The sequence below is a fragment of the Vibrio sp. V03_P4A6T147 genome (assembly GCF_002241085.1).
Lineage (GTDB): Bacteria > Pseudomonadota > Gammaproteobacteria > Enterobacterales > Vibrionaceae > Vibrio > Vibrio anguillarum.
Window position 1 is genome coordinate 1 of sequence record NZ_NDIO01000104.1, and the last position, 17508, is coordinate 17508.

The following is a 17508-nucleotide window of genomic DNA, read 5'->3' on the forward strand; positions in this document are numbered from 1 at the left end:
CGTCCTAACACCTTAGCGTAAGTGCCACTTTTACCACTCAATCTCAATCGGCGTGCCTTCTTTGACTAGGCTCAAAAATTCATCCATTTCTGAGTTAGTCAGTGCAATACACCCATTAGTCCAATCAAAACTTTGCACATATTCTGGTCGTTGCTTGTCGCCATTTTTTAGGCCATGGATTTTTATATCACCACCGGGATTGATGTTTAAGCGCTGTGCATGCACTTTATCTTGATGATTCGGGTAACTGATATGAATCGAACGATAATAGCCAGAATCATTACTGATAGCTTCAAGATAGTATCGACCTTCTGGGGTACGTTGATCGCCTTCTTGCTGTTTATGTCCTTTGGGTTCTTTACCCAAGGCAATTCGATACTCTTGAATGATCTGCTGGCCCGAGATTAAGTACATGCGACGCTTAGATTTATCCACTTTGACCAGATCAATCTCAGCCGCTGCGCTGTTGAGTGAAAAACATAGAAACAAAAGTAGCCTAAAGTATCGGGTCATAAGAGAGTGTCAGTACTGATAAGGTGGCAAATAGAGAGACATTATGCAGCGGAAGAATGAACGTGGCTAGTTGTCAATATTGTCTTGCAAATAAGACAATGCTAAAAATAATAGGGCTAACCATGTAATAAATGGAAACAGAATCTCAAAAATGTAGGTTAACTCTAGGATGTAAAAACATAGAGTGCAAATTTGCGGCCGACTTAACAGCGACCTTTTTAAGAGTTTGATTGCACATGATCTTTTGTCTAATTTTGCAATGAAAATTATTAAAATGTCAGGCCGCTCATATGTTCTCTCGTACTTTACTCAAACAGATTTCTTCTGCTCGCAACCACCGTATGCTCGCGGAAGCAACGTTTGATTTTCTTCAAAGTTTCATTTCTCCCAAATCAATGCGGATCTTTCATGCACCAACATTAAACAAGCGCCATGAGTCATTATTTGAGTACAACTTACCGACTGCTCTGCAAAATTATCCAAATACCTTTTGGAATTGGGCCGCACAATTTGACACCTCAGATGGTCTAATTCCACTAGCGATCAACACCTGCAATTGGGACTACCGTAGTGTGATGGGCGGTGAGTCTTATCTTTTTATGTTAGATAACCACCCTGATTTAAGAACCTATTTGCTGCTTGAGGCAATTGATAACGTCAACATTCATGCGAAAACAGAATCCGGAGAGCTCGATTGTTTGCAACTGATTGCGGCTCGTTGGCAATGTCTTCGCGCGGAATCTGAAGCGGCAAAGGAGTTTAAAAATAGAGATATCCGCGAAGCAAAGTATTTGGATGAAATTAAACAGCGCGAAATGTTCATTGATAACATGAAGCTGGTTCATCAATTAGCGATTGAACTGGCTAACCCAGACAATTTGGATGCGCTGCACAGAGCGGCCGTTGATGTAACGAAAACACGCTTAGGGTTTGATCGAGCCGCTTTTTTGGTTCTTGATATGAAAAAACGTTGTTTTAGCGGAACTTATGGTACGGATGAAAGCGGAAAAACGGTGAGCGAACACCATACCCAATACGATTTGCACCAGCTAGAAGAAAGTTATTTAAGCGGTCTTTCTGATGATACTAAAAGTTTGGTGTTGATCGACGATGCCCCTCTATACACGGCAGGAAATGTGGTAGGACAAGGGTGGAATGGGATGTTAATTCTACGTGATGGTAATGAAACCATTGGTTGGATCGCGATTGATAACTACATTAATCGACAGCCCATTACTGAATACCAAAAGCAGATGTTGGAATCTTTTGGTTCATTGCTTGCGCAAATTTATATTCGCAAGCGTCAGGAGCAAAATGTTCGCATGTTGCATGCGAGCATGGTTGAACTGTCACGTTGTATGACGGTGAGTGACGTGTGCAAATCGGCGGTCAGTTTTGCGATTAACCGCATGGGCATTGATCGTCTGGCGGTGTTTTTGACCGATAAACACTGCTCGTACATTCAAGGAACGTGGGGAACCGATATCCAAGGCAACATTGTGGATGAATCCTATTTTCGTTCTGGGACCACCAATAATATGATTGTTGATATGGCCAAAGCCAACCCCAATGAGGTGGTGTTTGAAGAGTCAGTCCCTATTTATCATGACAGCAACATTGTTGGTTTTGGCTGGACAGCCATGACCATGCTTACCAACAATGGCGAACCTATTGCTTTTATTGCTGCGGACAATTTGATCCGCCGCTCACCACTGACTTCACAACTGCGAGAAGTGATCCGCATGTTCGCCTCGAATTTAACCGAAGTATTGATGCGCACCAGTGCTCAGCAGGCGATCAGTGAACTGAATGAGAATTTAGAAATTGAGGTGCGTAACCGTACCTATGAGTTACAAAAAGTGAACGACAAACTGGATTTAATGGCCAAAATGGATCCATTAACTCGCCTTGGAAATCGTCGGATGTTAGCTCATTTATTGGAACGCATCGGTTCGAGAGTACAAAATGAGACCGTAAGTTATGGTTTAATTTTGCTTGATATTGATCACTTTGGTTTATTTAATAATTACTACGGTCACTTGGAAGGGGATATTGCTTTGATTCGTATTGGCCATATTCTCAACCAACATGCTCAGGCAGAGAATGAACTCTTTTGCCGAATTGGTGGTGAAGAATTTATATTGTTGGTGGCCAACCGTGATGCAGCAGAAGTGAAAGCGTTGGCTGAAAGCATACGCTTTAGTATTGAACGAGAGCAGATTGAACATAGTGAGAACCCTGATGGTGACTGCTTAAGTGTCTCGATTGGTTACACTATTGCCCAGTACCTTCCCAGTGAACTTAAGTTTGAGGAGATGTACAGCAAAGCGGATAAGGCACTTTACCAAGCAAAAGATAATGGCAGAAACCAAGTCGTTGGTTACTCTGAGCAAAAACACCATACTCGAAGTGATAAAGTCGCCGCGCCAAATTCATAGTGTTGGCGCGACGAGCCATGACAAAAATAATGAGAACAGCAGATTATTCAGTCTGAGAGGTAATATTCAACCGTTGAAACGACACGTACTTTTTTGATGTAAGGAGTATTGTTATCACGATCCACAATACTAAATTGTCCCTGTGAAGCGCGTTTAATCTTGCCAAGTGAGCTTTGCGAATCTTTGGCAAATTTCTCTGCGACTTCTCTTGCCTGTTTGGTCGCTTCTTCAATCATATCGGGTTTGATTTCATTCAGTCCAGAGAATGAATAATCAACGCGGTTGTTGTAAGGATCTTGATTAAAAACGATGCCTTGTTTTCCTAAATTGCCGAGCTTATTAATGGCCTCGCGCACTAAGTCAACTTGATTGCTGTACACCGTAATGGTTTGGTTCGCTAAATAACGAAACTCGACTAAATTTTCTCCACCATACTGCTGTGCTTTTTTGTCGATCACCGCTGGCGATGATAGCGAGACACTTTTTTCATCAATGCCTTGTTGAGCTAAAAATGCGGTCACCAGTTGGCTCTGCTTTTCAATCGTGTTGAACATGGTGGGTAAATCATTATCGGCTACACTAAATTGGATCGGCCAAACAACTGTGTCGGCGGGATGTTCTCGCTCTGATAATCCTTTAACGGTCACCACGCGCTCATACTCTTTATATTTCACAGCCGTTTGCTGCACAAAGTAACCGAGGGTTGCGAGCCCGAGTATTAAACTCAAACCGATGATCAATGAAGCGCTACTTTTTATTTGCATGCCTTGTTTTCCTTTTGTTGGCAACAGTCCCAAAATGACTTGAAGTCACAGCGGTGAGTCGTTTGAATATAACAACATACCTTAAATTTGATATGTAATTTCGACAGCCATTTTCGATTAGAGTTTTGCCAGAGATTCTAACTTTTTATGCTGGCGCTTAGTTTGCTTTTTTTGAATGGTATCAATCATAGAGATTAACGCTGAGCCATCCCAATCACTTTTCTGAGGTGCGTACAAAGTTTTAAGTTGTTGGCTGACTTGTGCATCTAGTGCGGTTTTCTCTTCATCACTTAATACGACTGAATCGCGCCAGAGGGTGAAGTAATAGCTGATTTTGGCACCATCTTGGCTTTGTACAGCTTCTTTTAACTGTTGATATGGGTGGCCTTCAAGCGGTTGATGATGAGCGTTGGTTTCCTGTGCTGCTGTTTGTGGCGCGTTACGAAATGACCAAGCGACTACCATAGTAGCCATCCATAACAGTGCAAAAAATGCGGTAAAGTAGGGCCAGTATCCTGCATCTTTAACGGTGACGGTTTGTACTGTTGGTGGTGTCAGCACAGAGGTGGATGGGTTGAGTAATTCACCTGGCGAAACCTCTAGCTTTAATCCTTTGGCTTGCGCGCTTTGCTGAGATTCGTTTTTGGTGTCCCACCAACTGACGGTGAGATCCGCTAGATCAACCTTACCGACGGTTTTTGGGATGAGTACTTGTTTTAGCGTCATTTGCACATCGCCATTATCTAAGCTTTTAAACTGAGGCTTTTCAGCATAGAGCCGAATTGAGTCTGGATATTGCACTGAGAGGTTAGGCAACTGCGTCTGCGTAAGGCCTTTCACTGTCAGAATCCATTCACGAGTCAACGATTCACCCACTTTGGTTTTAAAGCTCTCGGTGGTGATGATCTGCCCTGTGGCATCTCGCCACGTTTGGTTGAGTGTTAGTTTTGGTGTAGGTAGCCAAGTGCCTTGATAGCTATCCGGTTTCGGCAGTACGGTCAGCGAAAAGGTTTTGGCCGGAATATCGACTTGCAGCAAGCGGGTGCTGCCCGTTTGGTTGTTACCATAGATGAGGCCAGCTTTAAACGCAGGGCCGGATAACGTGAAAGTTCCTGCCTCTTGGGCCGTGACTCTAAATTTTTGGTCTACAACGGTGACTTCAACCCCATCCAATAAGCTTTGGTATTGGTTAGCTTCTCCCTCGGTCGTCAGTTCTAATCCTTGTACAGCGGGTGGCGTAATTTGTGGATTTTGCAGCCTTCTTGGATCAGCTTTGATGATTAGGCGAGCATTGAGAAAAGTGCTTTCACTCGGGTAGAGTTTGCTACGTTCTAGATCGGCTTGTATTTCAACAAGGTTAGATTGCTTGGGCGCTTCACCATCAGCGATAACTTGAATCGCGATCGGTTGAGTAGTTGCCCCATTGACGCTAAAACTAGGAATGGTCAGTATGCCGAGTTTGTTGGCTGCCAACGATACATTCCATTCACTGCGCGTGCTGCGATCGCCATTGATGATGTTCACCGAAGTACCAAAACTTGGGCGGCCAAGAAAAAAATCGCCTTCTAACACCTTAAAGTCGATCGCATCGGTCGATACTTTTTCATCGGCAACAATTCGTAATTGGAATACTTCATTTTTCGCGACCTTATTTTTACTGACGTTGGCGTAAAGTGCAGCCGCGTTAGCGGCCGAGCTCAGTAGAGCAACAGAAACTAGGCTGATAATCGCAGCCCAAAATGAACGCTTGATCGATTTCATACTTACCACTTCTTGCTGTTATTTTGTGGAGGTTGTGCTTGGTCTTCTTGCCGTTGTCTTGCTTGTAGCAACAATTGTGCTTTGAGTAAGCCACTAGGATCTCGTGCACTTTCGACTTGTTCTAGCTTACGAAGTTGCGGGTCAACGGTTTGGCTATCGCCTTGCTGTTGCGATTGCTTTTGTGTTTGCTGCTCAGAGGCTTCTTTGTCACTGACCTCATCTTCGTTGTTCATTGATTCATTTGTTTGAGTTGCTTCAGTCGGCTGTTGAGAGGCAGGCGATTCATCCGCCGTGTTGGCCTTGGATCGCTCACCTTGCTCATCTTTACTTTGTGCCGATTGAGGCGAAGACTGAGAGTCGTCGTTCTGCGGTGAGCCATCGCTTTGGTCGTCAGGTTTATCTCCGGTTTGTTCGCCATCTTGTTGTTGTGCATCGTTTTTATTCTGTTCATTATTTTTATTTTCCGACCGATTTTGATCTTGATTTGGATCGGAAGGCTCACCAGACTGTTGCTGTTGCTGTTGCTGTTGCTGTTGCTGTTGCTGTTGCTGTTGCTGTTGCTGTTGCTGCGCTTTTTTTACGATTTCCAAATTATGCTGAGCATCTTTATGGTTTGGGTCGCGCTTTAACACCTCTTCATACAAGGTTTGGGCCTTTTCCAATTCTCCATTTTGCGCGTAGGCGTTGGCCAAGTTGTATTGCACTCGCACATTGTCTTGTGGCAGTTGAGAGAGGGTCTCCACCGCTGCCTGATATTCTCCAGCCTGATATTGAGCGATGCCTTTCCACTCTAAGTCTGTAAATTGTTCACTGGCCGCTTGATACTCCTTTGCATCAAACGCTTTTTTGGCTTGTTGATTGCTATTTAGCCAAGGAGAAGCCTGTACACTATTGCTGTGCAGTGAGGGGATGAAGAGCAGTAATAAAGAAAAAATGACGCCACGGCGAAACAAAAGCAAACACGGGATAATGAGGAGCAGCACTAACCAATAGCCATTGTTAACGCGCTCTTTCACCATTTGTTGACTCTTGGTTGTACTGTGTGGTTGTTCGTTTTGGTCTAGCTTAGCGATCATTGCGACATCGCTATTGTCTAAGCTGATTGGCGTAAATAATCCATTTATATTCTGCGCGAGCGACTGCATATTGGCAAAGTTGGTCTTGGCCACCACAGTCTGCCCTTGTGCATTTTTCAGTAAGCTACCATCGCTGAGCGTAATGGGTGCCCCCGCTTGGGTACCAATGCCTAAGATCACTAATTTCCAACGCGTATTGGTAAGCTGTGTTTCAATCTGAGCTTGCTCTTGTGAGTCGATGTCATCGGTCAATAACACAATGTCACCTTGTGCAAGGCCGGCATTTTTCATCATGTCGATGGCTAATTGAACCGCGCGAGCCGCATCTGCGCCGGGGTAGGGCATAATATCGGGCGATAGATTGGGCACTAAGTTGCTTAGGGTTGCGGTGTCGGTGGTTAATGGGCTAACGGTATAGGCATCACCAGCATAGGCGACAAGCCCTGTACTACCTTCTTGCCATTGTGTGAGTAAGTCGAGCGCTTTATAACGCGCTTGCGTTAAGCGGTTGGGTTTTATATCAGTAGCGTACATCGATAGTGACATGTCCATCACTAATACGCGCGCGTTACTATTGCTGTAACTGGGTCGTGTTTGAGATTCAAAACTCGGACCAGCTAGCGCCATTACTGCGAGCAGCCAACTGACGCTGATGATCACGATGGCCGCGTTATGTTTTTTAGCGTTCAAACCCATCGCCTTAGCCAGATGAGGTGCTATCAAGGAGTGTCGTTTGGCACGCAGAGTGAACCAGCCCAGCAGTAGTGCTAAGGGGAATAGTGCGGTTAACCACCAAGGTGTAAGAAAAACAAACTCAGACATGATTTCTCCTTAGTAGCGCTAAGAGTACAGAAAGCGCGAGCGCCATCGCCAACGGATAACCAAACCATTCGCTTTGTGGACGCCAAGTTTGGCTTGCTTGGCTTATTGGTTCTAATTGATTAATGGTGTCGTATATTTTGGCAAGATCTTGGCTATTTCGTGCGCGAAAATATTGGCCACCAGTCATGGTCGCTATTTGTGTTAACGTCTTCTCATCTAAATCTTCCGCGGTATTGATTTTTCGAGTCATAAAAAACTCTTTGACCATCATTTCGCCAGCGCCAACACCGACTGTGTAAATGGTGGCGTTGTATTTTTGGGCAATTTTCGCAGCTTCGATTGGGTCGAGCATGCCAGCGGTATTGCTGCCATCGCTGAGTAAAATCATCACCCGCTGTGGGGCATCACTATCGATAAACGTTTTGGTCGCAAGCCCAATCCCTTCACCAATGGCGGTTTGGGTGCCGATCAGCTTAAGGACGGCTTGATTAAGCTGCTGGCGAATGGTGTTTCTATCCAGAGTCAACGGCGTTTGTAGATAGGCGTGATCGGCAAATAAGACTAACCCAAGGCGATCACCTTCTCGCTTGTCAATAAAATCAGAGAGCACATTTTTAACGGCGCTCAAACGATCAATGTACTGATCGCCAAGCAGCATATCTTCTTGGCTCATGGAGTAAGAGAGGTCAACCACCAGCATCAGATCTCGGTGTTTGGGCTGAGCAATAACCGGGTCGCCAAACCACACTGGACGGGCTGCGGCGATCAATACTAAGCACCAAATAACGCTTGCAATGATTTTAGCGATGATCTGGTTTGGTGCTTGACGCTGATTATCTTTAGGAAGGTAGGGCAGGTGAATCGCTGCCCTTTCTTTTGCTGGTGGTAAGAATCGATAAACGACCAGCGGGAGTGGCAGCAGACATAGCATCCACCACCACAATAACTCTATATTTGCCAAAGCCTAGCTATCTCCGTTTTTTAGGCGGCAAAGCATCATTAACCCATTGATAGCAGTGATTAATCAGCTCTTGGCTGTTTTCTGTTTTCTGCTTTTGGTATAACGCTTGCTGCCACAATGTTTCATTGGGAACAAAAAGAGGGTAAGAAATTTGTGAATCTAAAAAGGTGTACCACTCTTTGCCGGTAAGATGTGCGATTTCCATACGAGGGTAGTAACAAAGCGCGGCTTGACGAAGTAGCTCAATCGCTGAAGAAGGAGTTAAATGCCCAAATTGGGGGTTGAGTAAACGCAGCGCCGTTTTTTTCGGGGCTAAGCGTTTACGACGCCAACGAATGGCTAACACCAGAATCAGCAGACAGAGCAGTATGCCCGCCGCGCTTGCCCACCATCCCCAAGCCAAGGGAAACCAAGAGGGTAGCTCAGGCAGTTGCATCGCGCTTAAATCTAAAAGTGTAGCTATTGATGATTCCTTCATTCTTTATATCCGGATAGTTGTTGCAACAAAGGTTTCTCACTAGAGAGTGAGGTATAAGAAATTGCCATAGTTTGACTCAATGATTTTAGTTTTTCTTTTTGAGATTCAAAGGCTTTTTTTAACCCTAAGCGCGTACTATTTTTCGAAAAGTTGAGCCAGCTCGTCTGTTGGTCATCGGTTACGCGTTCTACACCGCGAAATTGGGTCTCTCCTTGCTCTAATGGATCGTAAATGTGCACAATTTTTACACGATTATGTCGCTGCAATTGGTTGAGTATTGGTTGTAATGTGGCATTGAAATGGACGAAGTCACTGATCAAAATCACTTCACTGCCTTTAGGGCACAAACGATTCAACGCAGTTAGGCCGCGCTGCATGCTGTGTGATTTCGTTTTATCAAGCTCCAGCAGCTGTTGGTTTTGTAGTGTCACCAACTGTTGCAACAGCTGTAATGGCCCTTTTTGGCGGCTAGTCGGTTTTAACTCAACCAGTGTCGAACCAGTATCAATCACCGCGCCCACTCGGTCCTTATTGGCAATGCTTAACCAACTGAGCAAGCTTGCCATGTGCGCCGCTTGCACTGATTTGAGCATTAACTGCGATCCAAACTGCATAGAGCGGCTCAGATCAACGTAAAGAATGACGGGTTTTTCTCGTTCTTCACTGAACAGTTTGGTATGAGGCTTTCCCGTACGCGCAGTAACGCGCCAGTCGATGGTCCGAATATCATCTCCTGCTTGGTATTGCCTGACCTCAGCAAAGTCCATTCCTCGGCCGAGTTGCTTGCTCTGATGCTGCCCCAATACTTGCGCCCATAAACTTTTAGCCGGTGGCAGCCAGCGAATAGCGTGCTGCTTGTAAGGCAACAGTTCAGCCAATGAAAGTGTGACACCCGTACTAAACGGTGGAAGTGACTCTTGCATAGTAAACCTTAGTCTTAGTGCTAAGCACTACCAACCAGTGAAAGTAAGTGAGTGATAACTTGGTTGGGATGTACGCCTTCAGCCTGTGCTTGGTAGCTCAATAATAGACGGTGGCGCAAAACCGGAAATACCATCGCTTGAACATCTTCAGGGCTGACAAAATCACGCCCATTGAGCCATGCATGAGCGCGAGCGCATCGATCAAGCGCGATGGTTGCTCGCGGGCTGACGCCCATCTCTAGCCATTGTGCCAACGTGGTATCGTAGTCTGCGGGTTTACGTGTTGCCATGATCAGGCGAATAATATATTGCTCAATAGGTTCGGCCATGTGAATGTTCAGCACCGCTTGTCGAGCACTGAAAATATCGCTTTGGCTTAATGTTGGCGGAGAGACTTTCTCAATTCCCTGCGCTTCCCCGCGGTTCAAACGTAAAATGGCGAGTTCATTTTCAGCGTCTGGATAATCAACATTTAAATGCAATAAAAAACGATCCAACTGCGCTTCGGGTAGAGGATAAGTACCCTCTTGCTCGATCGGGTTTTGGGTAGCCATCACTAAAAAAAGTTCAGGTAACGGGTAGGTTTTTCGACCTGCCGTGATCTGTTTTTCAGCCATCGCCTCGAGCATCGCAGCTTGTACTTTGGCTGGAGCGCGGTTGATTTCATCAGCCAATACTAATGAGTTAAAAATCGGGCCCGCTTGAAAGGTGAACTCACCTGTTTCAGGGCGGAAGATATCGGTACCGGTTAAATCGGCGGGGAGCAGATCAGGCGTAAATTGGATTCGATGAAAATCACCTTCTATGCAATCGGCGAGTGATTTCACGGCACGGGTTTTTGCAAGGCCAGGAGGCCCCTCGACCAAAATGTGCCCATCAGCAAGAAGTGCAACTAATAACTGTTTAACCAAACCTGTCTGGCCTATGACTTGCTGATTTAAATAGTGTTGTAGCGATTGAAACGCGTGCGATGGCATTGAATGGGTCTCCTGCTGTTTTGCTGAATTAGTAATTTATTGATTCGAAAAGTTCCATGAAAAGCGTGATGCATCAACTGATTGGCGAATTATTATCCATTTGGCGAAACGAAAGAATGTTTGGTCACCATACTCGACTATGCTTAGGAACAGCTATTGTTGGCCATGATCACATTCTACGTGAAGATAAATCGATTCTATCGATAAATTTCTCAAGAGAGAGGGTTTGTTGCCGATACAAAAAAGTTATTCATGACAAGACAATAATAAAGAGCGCAAATAATGTTCAAACTTAATTCGATGAGTATTAAGCAAAAGGTTGTATTAGGAATTACGTTCGCGGTACTCGCTTCGACGGTTATCGTTGGTGTAATGGCGCAGCGTCAAGCTCGAGAGGTACTGGAGCACCGATTAATTGATATCGAACTTCCCTCGTTACTTGATCAAATCAGTAGCCAGATAGATCGAGAAGTATCGCAATTGCTCTTTTCTGCTGAGCAACTAGCCAATAATGAATTCATCAAGCAAGCCGTTCAGACGACCGATATTAATGCTGACGCTGAGGCGATGTTGGTTAAGCAGCTCAATAATGTACGCGATCAATATTCGTTAAATGATGCTTCTGTGGCTAACCGAAAAACGGCGTATTACTGGAACCAAAACGGTTTTCTGCGTCAGCTTAATCAACAGCAAGATGGCTGGTTTTTTGGTTTTACGCAATCGGGACAAAAGACCATGGTCAGTATGTTCCAAGAGGCAAGTGGCGAAGTGAAAATGTTTGCCAACTATCAAAATGTCAGTGGCGATACGATGTCTGGTTTGTCGAAATCAATGGATGACATGGTGAACCTGCTCAATGGATTTAAAATCGAGGATACAGGTTTTGTCTTTTTGACCAACTCGAAAGGGGAAGTGCAAATCCATCGCCAAAAAGAGAAAGCTAAAGCCTCATTAACACAATTGTACGGCTCAAACGCAAACCAACTATTGAATAAAAGCCGCTTCAACCTGATTTCGACAACCTATCAAAACCAAGATGTTTTTGTCGCTAGTGTCTACGTGAAATCGATGGACTGGTTTGTGATTGGTTCAGTACCTGTGTCGGAAGTCTTCGCAGAATTAAATGCCGTTGCGCAAAAAATGTTGTTCACAACCTTAGCTGTGGCGGGTTTTTTTATTTTGATGGGTCTTTTTCTCGCTAATAGTATTGCCAACCCAATTAAACAGATTGCACAACGCTTTACCGATTTAGGTAAAGGCGATGGTGATTTATCGCAACGGATTGAGGTATTGGGCCGCGATGAAATCGCTCAATTATCAGCGGGCTTCAACGGTTTTATTGAGAAGATTCATCAATCGATGAAAGAAGTTGCTTCTACCAGCCATGCATTGCAGTCGGCGGCGGGTCGGGTGTCGGAAAAATCGACGCGAACTCATGACAATAGCCAAGAACAGCGTGACCAAACTATACAAGTGGTGGCGGCGATCAATCAAATGGGGGCGACTATCAGTGAAATTGCTTCTAACGCGGCGACGGCAGCTGAAACAGCAAATCACGCGGCTGATAACACTGAAGTAGGACGTGAAGTGGTAAGCAAAGCCAAAGATGCCATCAGTCGTTTAGCCGCGGATATCGAAAATACGGGTAAAGTGGTGGAGCAGCTAGCATCGACCACTCAAGATATTGGCTCTATTTTAGGTGTTATCCGTGGTATTTCTGAACAAACCAACTTGCTGGCATTAAACGCTGCAATTGAAGCGGCGAGAGCTGGAGAGCAAGGCCGAGGTTTTGCTGTGGTGGCAGACGAAGTACGCAATTTGGCCAGCCGCACGGCCTCTTCAACGGAAGAAATTCAAAAGATGATCAATCAATTACAAAACGATGTAAAAGATGCGGTCTCGGCGATGTCTTCTGGTAAGGCTGTTACACAGGAAGGGGTTGACGCTTCCGATGAAGCGGTGAACGTTTTAGTGAATATTTCAAACAGGATCCACGATATTTCCGATCGGAACACTCAGGTTGCCACGGCGACTGAAGAGCAATCAACGGTGGTGCACACAATCAATCAAAATATTGAAGAGATCAACGCCATCAATGAAGTGACCACCAGCACCGCAGAAGAGTTGGCAGAGGCGAGCCAAGAGCTGCGTGATCTGTCTGGCCGTTTAGATAAAATGGTGGGTAGCTTTAAGCTCTAGAATCATGAGGGGGAAATCGGTACACTTCCCCCATTATGTTTATGTTTAGGTAAGTAAAATGAGTGATTTCGAAAAAGAGTTAGCACAATTGTCGCAACAGGTGGCGGGTGAACCTGAAGTGAAACTGCCTTCGTTGGAAGAGCAAAAAGCGATTGTGGCTGAGCTTAAGCAGCTAGAAGCGGAAGGCAAGTTGACGCCAGAAGTGCTGGAAAAGCATTTTGGACAATTCTTTACAGAAACGGATACCCTCGTCCATTAATTCAAACCCACTTTATTTAATTTAGAGCACACAAGTTTATTTAGAGTACACAATAGTATTTAGAGTACACAATAGTATTTAGGGCACACAGTAGTGGTGCCCTTTTTTATCAGAAAACGTTATTGAGTCATAGGAAGCTGTTGCGCGATATCTTCGAGTGCCTGTTGAAGGATCTCTGTCGTTTGCGCGCCTGAGATAAGATGGCGTTGCTCAATGATCAAGGCTGGCACAGCTTGAATTCCTGCCTCTAACCACTGTTGCTCTGTGACAGAAACGGTTTTCGCCCACGACTCATCAGTTAAAACTGCGCGGCAGATTTCTCTGTCTAAACCAAGGCTCTGTACTAGGTCGAGCAAGACATCATCGTCATCTAAGGCTTGCCCGAAAGTGAAATAAGCACGAAATAGTGCCATTTCCAGCTCTAATTGTTTTCCTTGGCTATTCGCCCACATTAATAATTGATGCGCTTTACGGGTATTATAAATACGCATGTCGTCACTGAAGTTGAATTGAAAGCCGACTTCTTGCCCTAGGGCGCTGAGGGTTTGGCGTGCTTGTAAACTTGCTTCTATCGACGTGCCATATTTTTTGGCTAAATGTTGCTGTAGGTGTTCACCACCTATAGGCATAGCAGGGTTGAGTTCAAAAGGGTGCCAATGGATGTCTGCATCGATCGTATCGCTGAGAGCCAGCAGCGCTTGCTCTAACCGCTTATAGCCAATGATGCACCAAGGGCAGACAACATCTGACACGATATCAATGCGTAGTTTTTTCATTTTCTTCCCTACCGCGATTGGCAATTCACTGACCTTAATTATAGCGAGATTATCAGCATAAACTGTGACTTGTTGTGTAGCCCTTTGGAAAGCTAGGCGCTTTTTTATCGCTCTACGCCTTTTCTCTCATACAAACAATATTGCAATAAGGCTGATGGAATTGCTGAAACGCTCTCTATACTCTAAAAACGTTAAATGCAGAGAATTAAACTGCGCTTTGAGAAACAAGTGACGTATTGTGAGGTTTCGCCTCTTTCAACTTGTGAGTTAACCATGATGAACAGGGACATTGACGTATGACAAATGTTCAACCAACCGATGTGATTTTGCATGCTTTTGATTGGCCGTATCGTTTAGTCGCTGAGCGTGCAGAGCAAATTTTCCAACTGGGTTATAAAACGGTGTTGATTTCACCGCCGATGAAATCGTTCAAAACCGCTCAAGGTACAAAATGGTGGCAACGTTACCAGCCGCAAGATTATCGCATCATTGATAATCAACTAGGCAATACCCATGATTTTAAACAGATGGTTGAAACCTTAACCGCATTAGGCTTGCGAATTTATGCCGATGTAGTGTTCAACCATATGGCCAACGAATCCAAATTGCGTTTGGATTTACAATACCCGAGCGCACAAGACTTAGCTTCCTACCAGAATAAAAGCGATGAGTACCACGCGCTGCGCCTCTTTGGTGATCTGACCCAGCCACTCTTTGATAAAGATGACTTTGTGGAAGCGTTTGGCATAAAAGATTGGAAGGATCGTTGGCAAGTGCAAAATGGCCGCATTACTGGAGGGGCGCATGACCCGGGCCTACCGACGTTGCGTGATAATGAACATGTGGTTGTGCAACAACAGGCTTATTTAAGGGCATTGAAAGCGTTAGGAGTCAAAGGATTTCGAATTGATGCTGCTAAGCATATGTCTATTGAGCATTTGAAGAAAGTATGGACCGATGACATTACGCAAGGCATGCATATTTTTGGCGAGATCATTACTGATGGCGGTGCAACCAAAGAAGAGTACCAACTTTTTCTCGAGCCTTATCTGCAAGAAACAAAGTTGGGTGCTTATGATTTTCCACTATTTCAAACGGTATACGATGCGTTACAAACAAAAGGTAGCCTGAAATGGCTGATTGACCCTTATTGTTTTGGTCAGGCGCTTTCCAACAACCGAGCGATTACGTTCACCATTACGCATGATATCCCCAACAACGCTGTGTTTGCCGACCTCGTCATGGATGAAGCCTTAGAAAATATCGCCTACAGCTACATTCTTGGTCGCGATGGGGGAGTGCCATTAATTTACACCGATTTAAACACCAGTGGCATTTTGAACCATGCTGGTCTTCCGCGCTGGCAAGAGGCATGGTGTTCGCCACAAATGGCGGCGTGTATTGCTTTTCATAATAAAATGCATGCGTTGCCAATGAAAACGCTAGAAGCGAGTGATGACTTGTTAGTGTTCAGCCGCGGTAAGGAAGGGATAGTGGTTTTGAACAAATCTCAACGCAGTCAGCGCGTTGAAATTGATTGGACAAATCCAATGCTAGAATTGTTTACGAAGCAGCAGTATCAACCCAATAACCAAAAGATTGTCATGGATATCGCCGCTCGCTCTAGCGCCATGCTTTGTCGGCTATCAAATGTCTGATGGTGAATAAAACGGTGACTCGTTAGAAAAGTAAAGGCGCGTAATCAGCGCCTTTACTGAGTCTACCCAGTTGCTGCGGTAGAGGATTAAACGATAAATTTATTCAATATAGCATCTTGCTCTCTGATATTTTCGGTTTGAGCTTGCATGGCTATGTTGGCATTGTCAGCTGCGTCTGCAACTTGAACGGAAAGATCTTTGATCTTAACCGTGTTGTTGTTGATCTCTTCTGCTACCAAGCTTTGTTCTTCGGCTGCCGAAGCTATTTGGATATTCATATCACTAATTTGCTGAATAGCATCGCGGATTTTCAGCAGAGCATTATTCGCTTCTTCGGCACGATTGACCGCCTCAGCTGCCGTTGTTTTACTCTGATTCATCGCATTGGCAACAGAAGTAGCGCTCGACTGCAACTTCTCAATCATATTACGGATCTCCGTCGTGGATTGCTGCGTTCTTTGCGCCAGCGTACGCACTTCGTCTGCAACGACCGCAAAGCCTCGGCCTGACTCTCCAGCCCGAGCCGCCTCTATCGCTGCGTTTAGTGCCAGCAAGTTGGTTTGGTCGGCAATGTCGTTGATCACTTTCAAAATGGTTTCGATGTTTGCCGTTGCATTTTCTAGTGCACTTACCTCTGTTACTGCTTCATCAATACGCGTCGAAAGATTATCAATCGCTTGAGTGGTTTGGGTCACAACATTGGTACCAAATTCTGTCGCATCATCAGCATCTTTTGCCGCCGACGCCGCGCCTTGCGCGTTGTTGGCGACATCGCCAGAAGTGGTGGCCATCTCATGCATGGCTGTGGCTAATTGCTCAAGTTCATGGAGTTGATCACGCATCGCTTCGGCCGATTCTTGCAACCCCATCGAGGTCATTTCCGAACCGCGTAAAATTTCTGAACCGATGGCTTTAGACTGGGTAATTTGTTGTTGTAAGGCTTCAGTAAAGGTATTGAAACCGACCGCTAATACCGAGAATTCTTTATCCGTGTCGGTGGCTAAGCGTTGGGTTAAGTCACCACTACCAGAGGCAACGTTCTGTATTGCATTATTAAGTGCATCAAGCGGTTTCATCAACAGACGGATAAGCACAAGCAGTATCGCAATACTGAAGACTAAAGCGATTAACGTATAGATGATCGAACTGTTGCGCAGTGTTGCTAAAGACGCATAGGCGATCTCTTCATCCAAAACGACACCGACATACCAATTCTCTCCGGGTACTTTTGAAAAATCGAGTGTGTAGTGTTTGCCATCAATCAGCACTTGTTTAGGCTCTTCGGCGATAACCGCATTGCCTAAGTATTCTTTCATTGGCTTGCCGTTCATCTCTGCTCGGGGGTGGGCTATGGTTGTGCCGTCGGATGAAACAATAAACACATAGCCTGCATCAAATAATTTTACGGTGTTGACCAATTCTGCTAACCCAGCAAGGCTAACATCGTAGAAGATGGCGCCGATAAACTTGCCGTTATCTTTAACTGGGGTAGCAATAGACACCAATATTTCATTAGTGGCAGAGTCGGCGTAAGGTGCAGTAATAATCAGTTTGTCGGCATTTTTTGCATCAATATACCAAGGGCGCACGCGTGGATTCCATGATGCGCCTGGGTTCCAAGTAGGATCATTACTGATGTAAGAGCCATCGCTCTCAAAACCGACCCCAGCCAGTAAAAAAGTTTGTTTGACAATCGGCCTTGTGATGACCTTAGACATACTTTCTCGGTTAATGTCGACTTCCAACATGCTGGTGGCGTAAGCGGCAATGGCCTTGCGGCTATTGATCTCTGCACCAGCTGTATTGCTAACCCCATCCACTATTTCAGTTACACTCGCTTCAACTTGTGACTTCACTTCTTTTTGGACGGTGAAGTATTGTTGTATCGTCAGCAGAGTAACGG

At 45.1% G+C, this 17508-nt stretch carries 14 protein-coding genes; 4 read left to right on the top strand and 10 right to left on the bottom strand.

Annotated features, from left to right (window positions below; translation table 11 throughout):
- Window positions 1-30 precede the first annotated feature (30 nt).
- The gene (locus tag B9J84_RS04005) at window positions 31-513 is read right to left on the bottom strand and encodes a murein L,D-transpeptidase family protein (protein WP_013868005.1); all 483 of its coding nucleotides are present in this window, start codon (window positions 511-513) and stop codon (window positions 31-33) included.
- A gap of 290 nt (window positions 514-803) precedes the next feature.
- Between B9J84_RS04005 and B9J84_RS04010 the strand changes: the two genes are divergently transcribed.
- The gene (locus tag B9J84_RS04010) at window positions 804-2951 is read left to right on the top strand and encodes a GGDEF domain-containing protein (RefSeq protein WP_094123584.1); all 2148 of its coding nucleotides are present in this window, start codon (window positions 804-806) and stop codon (window positions 2949-2951) included.
- Window positions 2952-2998: 47 nt separating this feature from the next.
- On the opposite strand, the gene B9J84_RS04015 is transcribed toward B9J84_RS04010, so the two are convergent.
- The 7 genes from B9J84_RS04015 to B9J84_RS04045 form a co-directional block, all read right to left on the bottom strand.
- On the bottom strand, window positions 2999-3715 hold the full coding sequence (locus B9J84_RS04015; RefSeq protein ID WP_143698833.1) for an SIMPL domain-containing protein: 717 nt from the start codon (window positions 3713-3715) through the stop codon (window positions 2999-3001).
- 117 nt (window positions 3716-3832) lie between these two features.
- Window positions 3833-5485, bottom strand: a complete 1653-nt coding sequence (locus B9J84_RS04020) for a BatD family protein (RefSeq protein ID WP_094123586.1) — start codon at window positions 5483-5485, stop codon at window positions 3833-3835.
- Complete coding sequence (locus tag B9J84_RS04025) at window positions 5479-7374, bottom strand: VWA domain-containing protein (RefSeq protein ID WP_094123587.1); 1896 nt, start codon at window positions 7372-7374, stop codon at window positions 5479-5481. Before B9J84_RS04025 ends, B9J84_RS04020 begins: the two co-directional genes overlap by 7 nt.
- The gene (locus B9J84_RS04030) at window positions 7367-8335 is read right to left on the bottom strand and encodes a VWA domain-containing protein (protein WP_094123588.1); all 969 of its coding nucleotides are present in this window, start codon (window positions 8333-8335) and stop codon (window positions 7367-7369) included. The genes B9J84_RS04025 and B9J84_RS04030 overlap by 8 nt, the downstream gene beginning before the upstream one ends.
- Before the next feature lie 7 nt (window positions 8336-8342).
- Entirely contained in the window at window positions 8343-8813 is a 471-nt protein-coding gene (locus B9J84_RS04035) for a DUF4381 domain-containing protein (RefSeq protein WP_013867999.1), read from the bottom strand.
- Window positions 8810-9736: a DUF58 domain-containing protein gene (locus B9J84_RS04040; protein WP_017048975.1), complete on the bottom strand. Its 927-nt coding sequence runs from the start codon at window positions 9734-9736 to the stop codon at window positions 8810-8812. Before B9J84_RS04040 ends, B9J84_RS04035 begins: the two co-directional genes overlap by 4 nt.
- A 20-nt stretch (window positions 9737-9756) precedes the next feature.
- Complete coding sequence (locus B9J84_RS04045) at window positions 9757-10713, bottom strand: MoxR family ATPase (RefSeq protein WP_094123589.1); 957 nt, start codon at window positions 10711-10713, stop codon at window positions 9757-9759.
- Window positions 10714-10995: 282 nt separating this feature from the next.
- Between B9J84_RS04045 and B9J84_RS04050 the strand changes: the two genes are divergently transcribed.
- Both B9J84_RS04050 and B9J84_RS04055 read left to right on the top strand, forming a co-directional pair.
- The gene (locus B9J84_RS04050; protein ID WP_094123590.1) at window positions 10996-12912 is read left to right on the top strand and encodes a methyl-accepting chemotaxis protein; all 1917 of its coding nucleotides are present in this window, start codon (window positions 10996-10998) and stop codon (window positions 12910-12912) included.
- Window positions 12913-12970: 58 nt separating this feature from the next.
- The gene (locus B9J84_RS04055) at window positions 12971-13171 is read left to right on the top strand and encodes a restriction endonuclease subunit S (RefSeq protein WP_094123591.1); all 201 of its coding nucleotides are present in this window, start codon (window positions 12971-12973) and stop codon (window positions 13169-13171) included.
- A gap of 119 nt (window positions 13172-13290) precedes the next feature.
- Here the strand turns inward: B9J84_RS04055 and B9J84_RS04060 are convergent, their stop codons facing one another.
- Window positions 13291-13971 carry a DsbA family oxidoreductase gene (locus B9J84_RS04060; RefSeq protein ID WP_013867994.1) on the bottom strand — a complete coding sequence of 227 codons (681 nt, stop codon included), beginning with the start codon at window positions 13969-13971 and terminating at the stop codon, window positions 13291-13293.
- 272 nt (window positions 13972-14243) lie between these two features.
- Between B9J84_RS04060 and B9J84_RS04065 the strand changes: the two genes are divergently transcribed.
- Window positions 14244-15605, top strand: a complete 1362-nt coding sequence (locus tag B9J84_RS04065; protein ID WP_094123592.1) for an alpha-amylase family protein — start codon at window positions 14244-14246, stop codon at window positions 15603-15605.
- 86 nt (window positions 15606-15691) lie between these two features.
- On the opposite strand, the gene B9J84_RS04070 is transcribed toward B9J84_RS04065, so the two are convergent.
- Window positions 15692-17508 (bottom strand): methyl-accepting chemotaxis protein (locus B9J84_RS04070; RefSeq protein WP_094123593.1); only part of this gene is annotated, 1817 nt, incomplete at its 5' end.